At 45.0% G+C, this 16563-nt stretch carries 13 protein-coding genes; 12 read left to right on the forward strand and 1 reads right to left on the reverse strand.

Annotation, left to right across the window (positions count from 1 at the left end; translation table 11 throughout):
• Nucleotides 1-57: 57 nt before the first annotated feature.
• Nucleotides 58-1032, reverse strand: a complete 975-nt coding sequence (locus tag RA086_RS04540; protein WP_308702698.1) for a Gfo/Idh/MocA family protein — start codon at nt 1030-1032, stop codon at nt 58-60.
• A 136-nt stretch (nt 1033-1168) separates the two neighbouring features.
• On the opposite strand from RA086_RS04540, the gene RA086_RS04545 reads away from it, so the two are divergent.
• From RA086_RS04545 to rlmD, 12 genes are all read left to right on the forward strand, one after another.
• Entirely contained in the window at nt 1169-1819 is a 651-nt protein-coding gene (locus RA086_RS04545; protein WP_308702699.1) for a glycoside hydrolase family 73 protein, read from the forward strand.
• Between the two features lie 42 nt (nt 1820-1861).
• Nucleotides 1862-2446 carry a xanthine phosphoribosyltransferase gene (locus RA086_RS04550; RefSeq protein WP_308702700.1) on the forward strand — a complete coding sequence of 195 codons (585 nt, stop codon included), beginning with the start codon at nt 1862-1864 and terminating at the stop codon, nt 2444-2446.
• A gap of 23 nt (nt 2447-2469) precedes the next feature.
• Nucleotides 2470-3015, forward strand: a complete 546-nt coding sequence (locus tag RA086_RS04555) for a DUF2179 domain-containing protein (protein WP_308702701.1) — start codon at nt 2470-2472, stop codon at nt 3013-3015.
• A 99-nt stretch (nt 3016-3114) separates the two neighbouring features.
• Nucleotides 3115-4287, forward strand: a complete 1173-nt coding sequence (locus RA086_RS04560; RefSeq protein WP_308702702.1) for a 5-(carboxyamino)imidazole ribonucleotide synthase — start codon at nt 3115-3117, stop codon at nt 4285-4287.
• A gap of 685 nt (nt 4288-4972) precedes the next feature.
• Nucleotides 4973-7231: a DNA helicase PcrA gene (pcrA, locus tag RA086_RS04565; protein ID WP_308702703.1), complete on the forward strand. Its 2259-nt coding sequence runs from the start codon at nt 4973-4975 to the stop codon at nt 7229-7231.
• Between the two features lie 21 nt (nt 7232-7252).
• The gene (gene ligA / locus RA086_RS04570; RefSeq protein WP_308702704.1) at nt 7253-9295 is read left to right on the forward strand and encodes an NAD-dependent DNA ligase LigA; all 2043 of its coding nucleotides are present in this window, start codon (nt 7253-7255) and stop codon (nt 9293-9295) included.
• The gene (locus RA086_RS04575; RefSeq protein WP_308702705.1) at nt 9292-10467 is read left to right on the forward strand and encodes a CamS family sex pheromone protein; all 1176 of its coding nucleotides are present in this window, start codon (nt 9292-9294) and stop codon (nt 10465-10467) included. The genes ligA and RA086_RS04575 overlap by 4 nt, the downstream gene beginning before the upstream one ends.
• Nucleotides 10468-10496: 29 nt before the next feature.
• Nucleotides 10497-10811 (forward strand): Asp-tRNA(Asn)/Glu-tRNA(Gln) amidotransferase subunit GatC, encoded by a 315-nt coding sequence (gene gatC / locus RA086_RS04580; RefSeq protein ID WP_308702706.1) that lies wholly within the window; start codon nt 10497-10499, stop codon nt 10809-10811.
• On the forward strand, nt 10811-12274 hold the full coding sequence (gene gatA, locus RA086_RS04585) for an Asp-tRNA(Asn)/Glu-tRNA(Gln) amidotransferase subunit GatA (protein WP_308702707.1): 1464 nt from the start codon (nt 10811-10813) through the stop codon (nt 12272-12274). Before gatC ends, gatA begins: the two co-directional genes overlap by 1 nt.
• The gene (gatB, locus tag RA086_RS04590) at nt 12274-13698 is read left to right on the forward strand and encodes an Asp-tRNA(Asn)/Glu-tRNA(Gln) amidotransferase subunit GatB (RefSeq protein WP_308702708.1); all 1425 of its coding nucleotides are present in this window, start codon (nt 12274-12276) and stop codon (nt 13696-13698) included. The genes gatA and gatB overlap by 1 nt, the downstream gene beginning before the upstream one ends.
• Before the next feature lie 182 nt (nt 13699-13880).
• Complete coding sequence (locus tag RA086_RS04595; protein WP_308702709.1) at nt 13881-14891, forward strand: diacylglycerol kinase; 1011 nt, start codon at nt 13881-13883, stop codon at nt 14889-14891.
• Between the two features lie 221 nt (nt 14892-15112).
• Nucleotides 15113-16483: a 23S rRNA (uracil(1939)-C(5))-methyltransferase RlmD gene (rlmD, locus tag RA086_RS04600; RefSeq protein ID WP_308702710.1), complete on the forward strand. Its 1371-nt coding sequence runs from the start codon at nt 15113-15115 to the stop codon at nt 16481-16483.
• Nucleotides 16484-16563 lie beyond the last annotated feature (80 nt).

The following is a 16563-nucleotide window of genomic DNA, read 5'->3' on the forward strand; positions in this document are numbered from 1 at the left end:
TTGCACGCAAAAAAGGTTCGGGAGCTACCCCGAACCTGCAACTAAAACTATTATGAATTATTTTTCGAATGGATAACGGTAATCCCATTGTGCACGAGCCGCCGTCATGACGTCCATCACATCGGTTGTCTTGCTGAGACTAGTGTTTTCAAGATCGCCAGCAATCATTTTTTGCATGTCAGCAATTTCGTAATTCATTGCTTGTTTGTAATCGCCAGCCTGAATCGTTTCAGTTTTCCCAGTTGAATCGGTGAATAGGGCAGTCGTAGCACGTGGGTAAGTGTCAATGGTGAAGTAACCCTTTTCGTAAGCCACGATGCCTTGTTTAGGCATCTTCGCCCGAAACGTTAAGGCCACGTTAGCGAGTTCATCGTTAGCGGTACGCAAACTAATCGTCTCAGCTTCATCAACACCGGTACTAAAGCGATGCATCGTTGTCCCGGTGATATAAGGTTTGGCGGTCAAAAATTCACGGACAAACGCCAACGCATAGACGCCAATATCCAAGAGCGCGCCACCAGCTAAATTGGGATTAAAGAAGCGCCCAGCTGGATCGGGTTCTTTGAAGCTACCGAAACTCGCCTGAACCATTTTTAATGGTCCAAGTTGGCGTTCGTTCGCAAAGTCATGCAATTTCTGATAAAGTGGCATGTGATATAACGTCATGGCTTCAGCTAAAACGAGGTGCTTTTTAGCCGCCAAATCTTTGGCCTGTGCTAATTGCGCACTGGACATGGTGATAGCTTTTTCACAGAAAACATGTTTGCCAGCTTTTAAGGCGGGCATAATGGTCTCAATATGGTAGTTGTGGGGAGTTGCCACGTAAATGATGTCAACTTGTGGATCTGCAAGCAACTCAGTCAAATCACCATACGCTTTGGAAATGTGATGTTCCTTAGCGAAAGTGTCCGCTTTGGCTTGCGAACGTGAACAAACGGCATAAATTTCACCATCTGGTTGATCAAAATAGTTAACGAAACTGTGAGCGATGTTACCAAGGCCAACAATGGCCCAACGATAAGTTTTAGACATCTAAAAAATCCTCCTCAACAAAATTTTGTAACCAACCCCATTTTAGCAGAAAAGCAGATTATTGACGTTTTAATTTAAGCGAAAAGTCGGTAAAATAGGTGACGTAATGATCAGATTCAGAAAGGATAACAACAGTATGGCCAAAAAACGGCGGGCGAGTCAGTCCAATGGCATCTTAATTAAGAATCAGCAGATTCAATGGGTGAACTTACTTATTGTGATTATCGTAATCGGTGGGCTCGGAATGGCAATTAGGTCGAAGTTTGTGGCCGACGTTCCAGCGACTGCCGTTCAAACGAAACGGGCCAAGCCGACCGTGTTGTCCCACCCAGCCTTTATTAAAAAACTCGCGCCGGATGCCCAACAGATGCAGACAAAATACCACGTACTAGCAAGTATCAGTCTGAGTCAGGCCATCCTGGAATCCAATTGGGGGCGGAGTGCCAATGCGCGCCAAAATAATAATTTATTTGGGGTGAAGGCGACCGGTCAGGAAAAAGGTAAGCTGATGGCGACTAAAGAGTTCCATGACGGGGCTTACCATCAGGAAAAGCAACGTTTTCGGGTTTATGACAGTTGGCATGCCTCGATGGTCGGACATGCCCGGAAATTAGCGTATGGCACGCCTTGGGATAGTAAACATTATCAAGCAGTCATTCAAGCGACCGATTATCAGACAGCTGCGGTGGCTTTGGTGAACGCGGGGTATGCGACTGACCCGGCCTATGCGCAAAAATTAATTAATATTATTCAAAAATACGACTTACAACGGTATGATAAGAAGTAAGTTCTTTATAATTAAGTCAATCAAAACAATCAGGAGGTTATTATGCGACAACTTGAACAACGCATTTTACAAGACGGTCGGGTGTTACCTGGCGAAGTGCTAAAGGTTGATGGTTTTTTAAATCATCAAGTTGATCCCGATTTAATGTTTGCCATCGGTTCAGAATTTGCTCAGCTTTTTCGGGGGGCTGGGATCACGAGAATTTTGACCGTTGAATCTTCTGGAATTGCGCCGGCTGTGATGACCGGTTTACAATTGCACGTCCCAGTCGTATTTGCGCGGAAACATAAATCAATCACGCTGATTGACGATTTGTTCACTGCCGAAGTCTATTCATATACTAAAAAAACCTCCAATCAGATTTCGATTTCCAAGAAGTTTTTGCATGCAGATGATAAAGTATTAATTATTGATGACTTCTTAGCAAATGGGCAAGCAGTCCAAGGGTTATTTGAAATTTGTGATCAAGCAAAAGCTGAAATTGCTGGCGCTGGGATGGTCATTGAAAAGGTCTTCCAAGCGGGTCACCAAATGATCAAGGATCGCGGGGTTCGTTTAGAATCATTGGCCCAAATCACATCGTTTGAAGGGAACCAGGTCCATTTTGCCTCTGAAACCACCAACTAGATTAAGCGAAAGCAGGCGATCCCATGCATGTTGAACTTGGAATGTTAGTGCTCATTTTTGTGATTAATTTTGTCTACATTACGTTGAATACGTTGCGATTCTTACTGGTTATGCGTGGGTATCGCTACTTTGCGGCGTTTATGTCGGTGTTGGAAATCACGATTTATGTCCTGGGCTTGTCGTTAGTTTTAAATCGATTAAGCAACCCAATTAACCTAGTCGTCTATGCGTTAGGTTATGGGGTCGGGGTCTATGTTGGCATGATGTTAGAAGACAAACTCGCCTTAGGTTACACAATGATTTCCGTGATCTTGCCGGACCCCAAGTCGCCACTACCAGGAGTCCTACGCAGCAATGGTTTTGGCGTCACCCAGCATGTGGCCTATGGTTTAGAAGGGGAACGATTGGCGCTAGAAATCTTAGCTCCCCGTAAGAATGAACGCCGGTTATACGATTTAATCAAGACGACGGCACCAAATGCTTTTATTATTGCTTATGAACCCCGTTATATTTCGGGTGGCTTTTGGCTGAAACGTGTCAGACGGCGGAATGCCCGGCAAAAAAAGTGAGCTGGGACTTGCAACGATGCGGCAGGGAACGTATGATTATAAACGGATAAGAATTTCGGTAATTTAAATCTATTTAATGAGAAGAAAGTAGGGACGAATGTGGACAACTCGGTTTTAAATCCAGGTGGTACTTTAGGCATTATCGGTAATAGTACCAACGGTGTTGGATTGGTAATTGCCGCGCGCAATGCTGGCATTAATGTCGGGGTTTACGGTGATGACGAAAATACTGAGACCATGGAACTGGCAGATTTTCGTGTTGTCGGGGCCCTAAATGATCAGCAACAGTTACAAAATTTTGCAGAACGTTGTGATGTCGTCACGTATGAATCTGAAACGGTCGATGCGTCAGTGATTAACTTTTTAGCTGGTCACACCCAAGTGCCACAAGGGGCGGATGCACTAGAAATTATGCAAGACCGCTCACTCGAACGTGCCTTCTTTAGTCAGTTAAACTTAAACGTGGCGCCATCTGCGACTATTGTTAGTTTAGATGACGTTTATCAAGCGATTGGGTCCATTGGCTATCCAAGCATTTTAAAGCCGATTCAAAAGGGCCTTGGTCAAAATCGACAGTTAGAAATTAAGACGCAGACGGATATCGTCAAGGCGGCCGATTTACTAGACTGGGGAACTTATTTGTTGGAATCATTGATTCCCTACGAAAAAGAATTGTCAGTCGTTGTTGCCAAAACGTCATCAGCGACGGAATATTTTCCAATTGTCGAAAACCGTTACAAAAATCATGAGTTAGTCACGACAATCGTGCCGGCTCAGATTGATTCCGCGGTAAACGATGAAATTTTACGAATCACGACTGAAATTAGTGATAATTTGAGTTACACCGGTATTTTTGAAGTCGCTTTCTTTTTAACTAAGAGTGGCAACTTGTACGTTAAACGGGTGGTGCCAGCGATGCATCAAGCCGGGTATGTGTTTGATCGGGCCACGAATATCAGTATGGCCGAGCAACATTTACGAGCAATCGCGGGGTTACCGTTAATGCCGATTAAAACCTTGATGCCGGTCGTGGCTGTTTATTTCACGACGGCACAAGTTTCAGGAATTCGAACACAGTGGCAGATCAAGCCAAACTGGTTCTTTAATTTCTATCATCGTACGAAGTTACAATCAGAGAAGACGGTCGTCGCTGGCCACATTCTGGTTGAAGCAGACACGGTGAAGGAAGCCTTGGATCAGATTGATGATACTGCAATCTGGCGAGAAGCCGCACCAGTGAATGATAATAGCGCGGAAGCAGATGCTGAATAATTAAATGTCTTTAGATAGTCGTTGAACCTTTATGGTTAGCGGCTATTTTTATTGTTTGTCAGGTTTGAAACTTATTGGATTAATGATGCGTTGATTGCGCAAGATTTGTTACAAATTTAAAGCGGTAATCGATCCGTTTTGCGATGGGGTATTGGTATAATTAAACTATGTGAGCTGCAGTTTTGAGATTGGCTAACAGGGAAAAAATAATTTTAAGCGCAGCACCGTGTTTTAGCTATTAAGGAATATTTTGGGGCTAATCAGCAGATCCAGTCCTGATTGGTTCTCATTTGAATTAAGCTTGCCAAGATATGATGGTTAAAAACCAATTTGACGTCGGAGTGGACCAGTGCGCTCGCCGTGTCGAGACACTTAGCTGGGCGATTTTGCCCAGGTTAGTGTCTGGGCCGACTTTTAAGACGTGGGTTGCGGCTTGAAAGCGCCCTGCAGACCGGTCTTTGACTGCAGGTCTGCCCCACGGCGAACGTGCTGGTCCACGGAGACGGGCAATTAACGATGACAACTTGGCTGAGTGAGGACTTGAATTTCAAACGATTAACAGCAGTTGTTTCGCTAAATCAAAATCACAGTTGGCGCGCGGGTTTTTACACGCCAAATTGAGCATTAACGCCCAAAATTTGCTATAATATTTGTTGACTGATTTTTAGAAAGGGTGGCGAACAGCGTGTCGAAAGAAAGCCTATTGGCAAAAATGAACGACAAGCAACAAGAAGCCGTATTAGACACTGAAGGACCGCTACTAATTATGGCCGGTGCGGGCTCAGGTAAGACCCGAGTTTTAACCCATCGAGTAGCCTATTTAATTGAAGAAAAAGGGGTTAATCCCTGGAACGTTTTAGCAATTACATTTACGAATAAAGCGGCGCGCGAAATGCGTGAACGGGTCGGAAAATTGTTGGGCGAATCGGCGCGCGATGTCTGGGTCTCCACGTTCCATGCTTTGTGCGTGCGGATTTTACGACGAGATATTGACAAAATTGGTTATAATCGGGCCTTTACGATTGCCGGAACCAGTGAACAACGGACATTAGTTAAGCGAATTTTAAACGATCAAAACATTGATTCTAAGAAGTTTGACCCGCGTTCGATTTTGTCAGCCATTTCAAATGCCAAAAATGATTTACAAACGCCCGCGATGTATAAAGAGTCAGCGGCGAGTCCGTTTGAAAGTATTGTGGCGGATGTCTATGATCAATATCAACATGAATTGGCGGCGGACCAGGCCGTAGACTTCGATGATTTGATCATGTTAACGATCCAATTGTTCCGGAGCAATCCAGAAACTTTGGGTTGGTATCAAGATAAATTTCATTATATTCACGTGGATGAATATCAAGATACCAATAATGCGCAATATACTTTGGTCAATATGTTGGCAGAAAAGTATCAGAATCTTTGTGTGGTAGGGGACGCCGATCAATCCATTTATGGTTGGCGTGGCGCTAATATGGAAAACATTCTTAACTTTGAGCAAGATTATCCGCAAGCGGACAGTGTCAAGTTGGAACAAAATTACCGTTCCACGAAGACGATCTTGGCAGCTGCCAACGATGTGATCAACCATAATACGACGCGACGGCCTAAAAAATTGTGGACGGAAAACGATGAAGGCGACCAGATCTCTTATTATCGTGGGCAAAGTGAAAATGACGAAACCCATTATGTTATTTCCAAGATTCAAGAAGAGATGGCAAAAGCAGACTTTAATTATGGCGATTTTGCCGTTTTATATCGTACGAATGCCCAATCGCGTGTGATGGAAGAATCACTCGTTAAGGCGAACGTACCATATACGATGGTCGGGGGCAACAAGTTCTACGATCGTAAGGAAATTCGTGACGTGCTCTCTTATTTGACTTTGATCGTCAATGACCAAGATTCGATTAACTTTGAACGTGTCGTCAATGAACCTAAACGTGGCATTGGTCAAACGAGTGTTGACAAGCTGCGGGCGTTTGCGGACGAAGCCGGTTATTCTATGCTGGAAGCGGCTAGCAATGTTGACATGGCGAATGGCATCTCAACGCGCGCTAAAGGTGGTATTGCAAAATTTGCCGCTACGATGAATGAATTACGAGCGATGCGCGAGTATTTATCAGTAACCGATTTGACCGAAGAAATCTTGAAGCGGTCTGGCTATATGAAGGCCTTGAAGGATGCTAAAGCTTCGAAACCGTTAGAATCACAAACACGAATCGAAAATATCGAAGAATTCTTATCTGTTACCAAACAATTTGATGATGGTTATGAACCTGAAGATGAAGAAAGTGATAAGTTCGTTGATTTCTTAGCGGACTTGGCATTAGTTTCCGATGTTGATAATGTGGAAGAAGAACCACAAGCCGTGACGTTGATGACGTTACATGCGGCGAAAGGTCTGGAATTCCCAGTTGTCTTCATGATTGGGATGGAAGAAGGCATTTTCCCATTATCACGTGCGATGATGGACGAAGACGAGCTTGAAGAAGAACGACGGTTGGCGTATGTCGGGATTACCCGTGCTGAAAAGAAGCTGTATCTGACCAATGCCTATTCACGGATGTTGTATGGCCGTCGTCAAAGCAATCAAGCGTCACGCTTCATCGAAGAAATCGACCAAAGTTTAATTAAAAATGATAATCAATTAGAAGGCGGCTTATCGAGTGGCCCAGAAGTGCCATTTGCCACGAAGAAAGCTTTAACGCCTCGTTACAAAAAGAATCCAGTCGGCACACGACCAACGGTTAAAAAAGCTAGTGGAACCGGTGCGGATAAGAACAGCTGGCGGATTGGCGACAAAGTCAAACATCGCAAGTGGGGTACGGGTACCGTGGTGAAAGTCACTGGTGCCGGTGAGGACGCGGAATTGGATATTGCGTTCAAGTCTGAAGGCATCAAACGCTTGTTAGCAGCCTTTGCACCGATTCAAAAAGTTCAAGATTAAACCTTTGAGGGGGCAAAACACATGGCAAAACAACCCATTGAGTCTTTAAATGCCACTACGGCGGCGACTGAAGCTGCGGATCTGCGGGTTGAGTTGAACCAATGGCGGCAAGATTATTATGATAATGACGCGCCGAAAGTTGAAGATGATGTTTATGATCGTGAATATGCCCGTTTGGTCGCTTTAGAGACGGCTTTTCCAACCATTGTGACGCCAGATTCACCGACACAACTGGTCGGGGGAACGGTCAAAGCTGGTTTCACGAAAGTTCAGCATCCGATTCCAATGTTGTCACTTGGTGATGTCTTTTCACAAGGTGAATTGCAAGAATTTGATGAGCGGTTACGTCAAAATGTTGATGAACCGTTTGATTATAATTGTGAATTAAAAATTGATGGTTTAGCGCTTTCATTACGCTATGAAAATGGGCGCTTGATTCAAGGGTCGACGCGAGGAAATGGGACGATCGGCGAAGATATTACTAAAAATATTATGACGATTGCCTCAATTCCACATCAATTGAAGCGGCCACTGACCGTGGAAGTTCGCGGAGAGTGTTATATGCCTAAAGCAGCGTTTGCTGACCTGAACGCTCGTCGTGAGGCCGCCGGAGAACCTGTTTTCGCCAATCCGCGTAATGCGGCTGCTGGCTCGTTACGCCAATTGGACACCAAGGTGACTGCGGAACGGCAATTGAGTACATTTATGTACAACGTTGCCGATTACGCGCCATTGACTGCCCGGACGCAAAGCGACATGTTGACGGAATTTGCTGACTTAGGCCTAACTATTAATCCCGATTTCAAAGTGGCTCACTCGATGACGGAAGTTTTCGATTATATTGATCATTATCAGCATGAACGGCCAGATTTGGCCTATGGGATTGATGGGATTGTTATCAAAGCCAATCCGTTACCTTTACAGCGGTCATTAGGGGCTACTGTGAAAGTGCCGCGGTGGGCGATTGCTTTTAAGTTTCCACCAGATGAACAGCCAACTTTGCTTGAAGATGTCGAATGGACGGTGGGGCGTACCGGGGTAGTGACACCTACTGCGGTGATGACACCGGTCCAACTCGCTGGGACGACGGTGGCTCGCGCCTCATTGCATAATCCAGATTATGTTCAAGCTAAGGATGTGCGCATTGGGGATACGGTGTTACTGCATAAGGCCGGTGACATTATTCCGGAAATTGCCTCAGTTGATTTGAGCAAACGGCCCAAAGATGCGGAACCATTACCGATTCCAACTCATTGTCCTTCTTGTGGCGCACCATTGGTCCATTTGGAAGATGAAGTGGCACTTCGTTGTCTTAATCCGAAGTGTCCCGCCCAAGTTCAAGAAGGTTTGGTGCACTTCGCCTCACGGAATGCCATGAATATTGATGGGTTAGGGCCGAAGTTGATCGCCCAATTGTATACGAGTCAACTAGTGACGGATGTTGCCGATCTATATCGGTTAACCAAGTCGCAATTACTCGAATTAGATAAAGTAAAAGATAAATCTGCCGAAAATCTCTTGACAGCGATTGACCGTAGTCGCAATAATTCACTTGAACGATTATTGTTCGGTCTCGGGATTCGACATGTGGGCGCGAAGGTTGCGCGGTTGATTGCGCAACATTTTGGTCGTATCGAACCGTTGATGGCAGCGGATCAGGCTGAAATCGCGGCGATTGATTCCATGGGCGATATCATTGCGAATGCGGTGGTACAGTATTTTGACAGCGCGGATGTGCAAGCGTTGATCAAAGAATTGCAAGCCGTCCACGTGAACACCACTTATCAAGGACCGAGCGAAACGGCCACGCAGACGAGTGACAGCTGGTTTGCTGGCAAACGAGTTGTTTTAACAGGTAAGCTCCAGCGCTTTACGCGACCAGCGGCAACCGAATGGCTCGAAAATCATGGCGCCACAGTGACTGGGAGTGTGTCTAAAAAGACAGATCTCGTGGTTGCGGGCGCCGATGCTGGGAGTAAGTTGCAAAAGGCACAACAGTTGGACATTACCGTCTGGGATGAAGACCGGTTCAGCACGACTATGAGGGAGGATGCAGAAGCGTGAACATTAAACGCATACGCACAGTTGGCTTAGTGGCAGTCCTTGCCATGGCATTAGCGGCTTGTGGAAATTTAAAAAATTCATCATTTGGGTCTAACAGTACGAGTACCACGACCACGGGATCGAAAACGACCACGACAACGGGGTCAACGGATTCAGAATTCTATCAAGGGGTCATTAAGAACGGTCGTTATACGCCTAGCAAATCACGGGGCGTCAGTGTGGCTCAAAATGACAACGTCATGAACTTGAAGAGTTTTGAAACTGGACTGTTGGACGTCTCGAAGAAGCAATTTTCAACGAGTAAGTATGTTTATCAAGAAGGTCAGTACCTGAATACCGCCACGGTTCAAAATTGGTTAGGTCGTAAGTCTAAATCAAACGCTGAAGGCTTAAACCCGGTTAACAATGGTAAAAAGGGTGCCACGACGCGTAACCCAATTTATTTACAACAGTTGGAAGAACAAGACTATATGATCCAAAGTGGCAGTAAACTCACACTTGGTGGTGTCACGGTTGGACTTGGGATGAACTCGGTTGATTATTACACCAAAGTTCAATACGGGGCGACTTACGAAACCGATATTTCCGATACGGTCTTAACGGAACAAGGTAAGAAAATGGCCAATACCGTCTTACAACGGTTACGTCAAAAATCAGCTTTGAAGAGTGTGCCAATCGTTTTAGCACTTTACAAGCAGTCATCGAATGATAGTCTAGTAGGTGGGAACATGGTCGCTTATGCGGTTTCTAAGAATGGCTCAACGGCTATTTCTGATTGGAAGTCGTTGAATTGGCAAAATTATGTCTTCCCAGCAACCTCTGAATCGAAGAATTCTGGCGCGAATAGTAATGATGAATCTGATTTCAGCTCATTTAAATCACACGTTCAGAACTTCTTCCCGAACTTATCTGGTGTGACGGCGAATGCCCACTACAAAGATAAGTCTTTGAGCAAGTTGAGTGTGAACGTCACGACTAAGTTCTACAGTGAGACCGAAATTATCAGCTTTACCCAGTATTTGGCGACAGCTGCGAAGCGGTATTTGCCATCTGGGGTACCTGTTGAAATTACAGTCAAGAGTGCTAATGGTGATGTTCAAAGCTTCTTAGCACGAACGGCTAAGGGGAGCTCTTATTACACCCATGTCTTTAGTGATCAAGGGGACAATTAATTATTATTAGGTAGAAAGAAGGAAATTTGATGGCTGAAGAACGCATTAATGCTGAACAAGTCGCCCATGTGGCGGGTCTGGCAAAATTAGAATTCACGCCGGACCAACTGGAGACCTTTACGGGTCAACTCGAAAAGATTATTGGGATGTTTGAAGAATTGAGTACGGTTGATACTAAAGGGGTTGCGGTGACGTCACGTGTGACTGATCGCCACAATGCTTTACGTGAAGACGTGGCGGTCAAAAGCAATGATCGTGCGGCTTTATTGGCCAATGCACCTGAAACGGCTAACGGCTTAATTAAAGTGCCAGCAATTATTGATGAAAGTGGGGACGGCGAATAATGGACTTTTTCAACCAAGATCTAACCAGCCTACACACCGACTTAGTGAACAAAAAGCTGAGCGCTGAGGAATTGACGAAGGCCACGTTTGCCAATCTTAAGCAAACGGATGCTAAAATCGATGCTTTCTTAAATTTGAACGAAGACGCTGCTTTAACTGCAGCGAAAGCCTTGGACACGAAAGGGATTAATCCAGCTAACGTTTTGGCTGGGATTCCAGTCGGGGTCAAGGATAATATCGTCACAAAAGGGTTAACGACCACTGCGGCCTCAAAGATGCTCGAAAACTTTGTGCCGGTTTATAATGCGACGGTTGTTGATAAGATGACTCAAAATGACATGATCATCGTTGGTAAGACCAACTTAGATGAATTTGCCATGGGCGGGTCTACTGAAAACTCAGCCTTTAAAGTGACTAAAAATCCTTGGGACGTCAGTCGAGTTCCTGGTGGTTCTTCTGGTGGTTCAGCGGCAGCAGTTGCTGCTGGTCAAGTGCCAGTAGCTTATGGTTCTGATACCGGTGGTTCGATTCGTCAACCAGCTTCCTTTAATGGGATTGTTGGGATGAAGCCAACTTATGGTCGAGTTTCACGTTGGGGCTTAATTGCGTTTGGCTCATCTTTAGACCAAATCGGACCAATGACCCGGACCGTCAAAGACAACGCCACGGCGTTAAATTTGATTGCCGGTAACGATGTGCATGATGGGACGTCTTCTAAGCAAGCAGTGCCTGATTTTACCGCTGGGTTAGATGGCGATATTAAAGGCATGAAGATTGCCTTACCAAAAGAATACATGGACGAAGGCATTGATCCTAAGGTACGTGAAGTGATTAAAGCGGCCGTTAAGCAGTTTGAAGCGCTGGGTGCGACCGTTGAAGAAGTTTCTTTACCACACAGTCGTTACGGTGTTTCGGCTTACTATATCATTGCTTCTTCAGAAGCGTCTTCAAACTTACAACGGTTTGATGGCATTCGTTATGGCTTCCGAGCCCAAGACGTGAAGAATCTGGAAGATGTTTATGTGCGGAGTCGTTCCGAAGGCTTTGGTGATGAAGTGAAACGACGGATCATGTTGGGGACCTTCTCCTTATCTGCCGGTTACTATGACGCCTATTTCCACAAAGCTGGTCAAGTTCGGACGCTGATTATCAATGATTTCAACAAAGTCTTTGAAGACTATGATTTGATCATTGGCCCCACAGCGCCAACACCAGCCTTTAAGATTGGTGACGAGATTTCAGATCCAATCACGATGTACATGAACGACGTTTTGACGATTCCAGTCAACTTGGCTGGTCTACCAGGAATGTCCATACCAGCTGGTTTTGCGGACGGCATGCCAGTTGGGCTACAATTGATCGGTAAATCATTCGATGAAAGCACTCTCTATAAAGCGGGTTATGCTTTTGAACAAGCGACTGATTTCCATCAAGCTACCCCAGATTTAGGAGGTCAGAATTAATGAATTTTGAAACAACTATTGGGCTAGAAGTCCACGTTGAATTAAAAACGAATTCAAAGATCTTTAGTCCGTCACCCGTACAATTTGGTTCTGAACCAAACGCCAATACAAACGTGATTGATTGGGGCTATCCTGGGGTGTTACCAACGGCCAATAAGGGAGTTGTCGAAGCCGGAATTAAGGCTGCGACAGCGCTACACGCTCAGATCGAGCAAGAAACTTACTTTGACCGGAAGAACTATTTCTATCCTGATAACCCGAAAGCTTATCAAATTACGCAACATGAAAAACCGATTGCGCATGATGGCTGGATTGAAATCGAAGTTGATGGGGAAAAGAAAAAAGTCGGCATCGAAGAAATGCATATTGAAGAAGATGCTGGGAAAAACACCCATGAAAACGACTATTCTTATGTCGATTTAAACCGGCAAGGCACCCCGTTAATTGAAATCGTCTCAAAACCAGAAATCAATTCGCCCGCAGAAGCTTATGCTTACTGTGAAGCGTTACGGCAACGAATCCAATTTACTGGTGTTTCGGATGTTAAGATGGAAGAAGGGTCAATGCGGGTCGATGTCAATATTTCGATTCGACCAGCTGGTTCTGACAAATTTGGTGTTAAAACCGAAATGAAGAACTTGAACTCTTTCACTTACGTTAAGAAATCTCTGGAATTCGAAGAACAACGTCAACAACAGGTGCTCATGTCTGGTGGCCAAGTGCAACAAGAGACTCGGCGTTTTGATGAAACGTCTGGTCAAACGATCTTGATGCGGGTCAAGGAAGGTAGCGATGATTATCGTTACTTCCCAGAACCAGATATTCCAGCGGTTTCCATCAGTGATGACTGGATCAACGAAGTACAGAAGACTATCCCAGAAATGCCAGGTTCACGGCGTGATCGTTACGTCAATGACTTTGGCTTGACGGCTTATGATGCGGGTGTTTTGACGCAGACGAAGGAAATGTCTGATTTCTTTGATGCCACAGTCGCAGAAGGAGCCGATCCTAAGTTAACTTCGAACTATTTGCAAGGGGACGTCAATGCGTTCTTGAACGAAAACAAGGTTGATTTACAAAATACCAAGTTAACGCCAGCAAACTTAGCTGGCATGATCAAGATGATCTCCGATGAAACGATTTCAAGTAAAATCGCGAAGAAGGTCTTCAAGGCGATCATGCAAGGTACTGAGCCGGTTAAATGGGTCAATGACAAGGGTTTGATTCAATTATCAGATCCAGCCAAGCTACAACCGATTGTTGACAATGTTTTAGATAACAACCAGCAATCAATCGACGACTTTAAGAATGGGAAAGACCGCGCCATTGGTTTCTTAGTGGGTCAAATCATGAAGCAAACACATGGTCAAGCTAACCCTAAAGTCGTGAACAAATTATTGATGACAGCTTTAAATGCACGGTAATAAAAAGAGTGTGTTGATGGGCGGGAGCTGCTGAGCATTGCCTAGCCATTAGTTCCATGCGTTTTTGGCATGGTGCTAATGGCGTAGCAAGCGCAGGCCGCTGCCCATCATAAACACGTTTCGACGATAAAGTTAGAAACGTGGACACCAATTTTTACTGTTAGACGCGGAGGAAAAGGAACATGCGTAAACGGGCACGGATCATTTATAACCCGACATCGGGGCGTGAAGCACTCGCTCATGACCTCGTTGAAATTCTTGGAATTTTTGAACAAGCTGGGTACGAAACCAGTACCTATGCGACAACGCCAGCGCCTAATTCAGCGGCTGATGAGGCGCGTCGGTGTGCCAAAGACGGGTTTGAGTTACTCGTAGCGGCAGGTGGTGATGGGACCATCAATCAAGTTGTGAACGGTATCGCCGGTTTGAAGCGGCGACCGCGCATGGCGATCATCCCCGCTGGTACGACCAATGATTATGCCCGGGCCTTACGCATTCCGCGTAATGATCCGGTTGCGGCGGCAAAGGTCGTTTTGAAAGATCAAACTGTCAACATGGATATTGGTCAAGCTGGTGAGCAGTATTTCATTAATATTGCGGCTGGTGGGTTGTTGACGGAGCTCACTTATGATGTGCCATCACAACTGAAATCCATTTTTGGCTATGCGGCGTATCTTGCTAAAGGCGCCGAATTATTACCTCGGGTTAAACCAGTCGAAATGGACCTCAAGTATGACGGGGGCCATTTTACGGGCAAAGCCTCGATGTTTTTCTTAGCGTTGACTAATTCCGTTGGTGGCTTCGAACAAATCGTCCCTGACGCTTCATTGGATGACGGTAAGTTCACCATGATTATTGTGAAAACCAGTAATGTGGCTAAAATGCTGCACCTGATGACGTTGGTCTTAAACGGCGGCAAGCATATCAACGACCCCAGCATCATTTATGTGAAAACACGTAAAGTGGTTGCGCGGGCGTTAGATGACCGTTTGATGATCAATTTAGACGGCGAATATGGTGGCGATGCGCCAATGACGTTCCGTGATTTAAAGCAACATATTGAAATGTATGCTGACACGGATCGCATTCCGGACGACGCCATCACTGATCCTGAATTACAAAGTGCTGAACGTAATTTTGTTTCGGCGGTCGATCAATTGCCAGAAGCAAAAACGGATGCTGAAACTGAATAACTTGCTTAAATTACCGTTTACCGATACAATGGTGGACGGTAATTTTTTTAGAGTGTGTTGATGGGCGCAAGCTGGTGAGCAAGGCCTAACGATTGACTTAATGCGGTTTTGGCATTGAGTCGGTCGTGTAGCCTGCGGAGCCCGCTGCCCATCAAAAGCACGTTTCAAAAAATCAAACACAGTTCGCGTAACCAAAGAAAGTAAAAAGAGGAAACGAATACATGAAAGTTGATTTACCAGTTTATAAAGGCGAAGTCTTAGATGTCACCATCATGGACTTAACTTATCAAGGCATGGGTGTGGCTAAGGTCGATAACTACCCAATCTTCATTGAAAATGCCTTACCTGAAGAAAAGATCTCTGTCAAAGTCACGAAGACGACTAAGAATTTTGCGTTTGGTGACGTTGAGAAGATCCAACAAGTGAGCCCACATCGCGTTAATCCTAAAGGGCGTGTTTACCGTCAAACCGGGATTGCACCATTACAACACTTGGAATATTCTGAACAATTAAAGTTCAAGCAACATCAAATTGCAGAATTGTTTGCGAAGATTCACATGGATGATGTTGAAGTGTTACCAACGATTGGGATGGCTAATCCGACGCAATATCGGAACAAGGCCCAAGTCCCAGTGCGTCAAGTCCAAGGTAAGCTAACGACTGGTTTCTTCAAGAAAAACAGCCATCAATTAATGCCGATTGAAGATTACTATATTCAAGATCCAGCAATCGATCATGCGATCGTGGTCGTACGTGATATTTTACGTAAATATCATGAAACGGCTTTTGATGAATTTCATCATAGCGGGACGATTCGGACGATTATGGTTCGTCGCGGTTACTATAGCCATGAAATGATGATCGTGATTGTGACGCGGACGAAACATTTGCCAATGGCGGATGTCGTCGTACAAGAGATTCAAGCCGCTTTACCAGAAGTCGTCTCAGTTATCCAGAACGTTAACCAAAAGCGGACTAACGTCATCTTAGGCCCAGTTAACAACGTGTTAGCTGGTAAGTCAACTATCAATGACCAATTGTTAGGCTTGACCTTTGCGATTTCAGCGCCATCATTCTATCAAATTAATCCACAACAAACTGAAAAGTTGTATCAATTAGCAATTGATCAAGCCGGCTTGACTGGTAATGAAACGGTGATTGATGCGTACTCTGGGATTGGGACGATTTCTTTGACCATGGCGCAACATGCTAAGCAAGTTTACGGTGTGGATATCGTGCCTGCCGCGATTGATAACGCGCGTCAAAACGCTGACAAGAACGGTATTACTAATGCGAAGTTCGTATTAGATAGTGCTGAAAAGGCAATGGCTAAATGGGCAGAAGACGGTATTAAACCTGATGTGGTTGTCGTTGACCCACCACGTAAAGGGCTGGATGAAGCCTTTATTGAAAGTGCTGCTCAAATGGGACCAAAACGCGTGGTTTACATTAGTTGTAACCCATCAACTTTAGTTCGAGATGTCCAACGTTTCGGTGAACGGGGCTATCATATTGCCGCACCAATCCAACCAGTCGATCAATTCCCACAAACACCACATATTGAAAGTGTTACGGTGTTAGAAAAAGACTAGATAAATTTTTAAAGCAGTCCCAAATCAATTTTTGATTTTGGGGCTGCCTTTTTTAGTGTAGATAGTGGCCGGTTGACTCA

Origin of the sequence: Lactiplantibacillus brownii, from assembly GCF_031085375.1 — a bacterium.
Lineage (GTDB): Bacteria > Bacillota > Bacilli > Lactobacillales > Lactobacillaceae > Lactiplantibacillus > Lactiplantibacillus brownii.